Annotated in this window: 1 pseudogene; it reads right to left on the bottom strand. The window is 76.0% G+C overall.

The window, feature by feature from the left end:
* A pseudogene (locus VR44_RS15580) lies at window positions 1-234 on the bottom strand (AraC family transcriptional regulator); the annotation flags it as partial.
* Window positions 235-388: the final 154 nt, after the last annotated feature.

Raw genomic sequence — 388 nt, 5'->3', positions numbered from 1 at the left:
GGGGATTCGCTGGGCCAGCAGCCGGTCCACCCGTTCGGGGCGGAACGGGAGGGCGGTGCGGGGGAGTTGGAGCACCACCGTGCGGGTCGCCGGGGTGGCGGCCTCGTAGGGGTGGGCGGTGTCGCAGAGGACGAGGTCGCCGGTGACGAGGGCCAGTTGGTAGCGGTCGGGGTCGGGGGCGGGGGTGCGGGGGGTGGTGGACACGCGGACGGGGCCCAGGTCGAGGTAGTCCATGCCCTCCCGGCCCCCCGTGTGTTCGCCATGGGCATGCCATGCCCTCCCGTCGTGGGCTGTGACGCGGTCCGGGCCGCCGGTGGTTCCGGGTGCGGGTGCCGCTGCGGGTGCTGGTGCCGCTGCGCGGGGCGAGGTCCCCTACCCGCCCTTCCAC

It is taken from the genome of Streptomyces katrae (assembly GCF_000966975.1).
Taxonomy (GTDB): Bacteria; Actinomycetota; Actinomycetes; order Streptomycetales; family Streptomycetaceae; genus Streptomyces; species Streptomyces katrae.
Note: the sequence above shows the minus strand (reverse complement) of the source record. Positions and strands in the feature narration are given on the sequence as shown.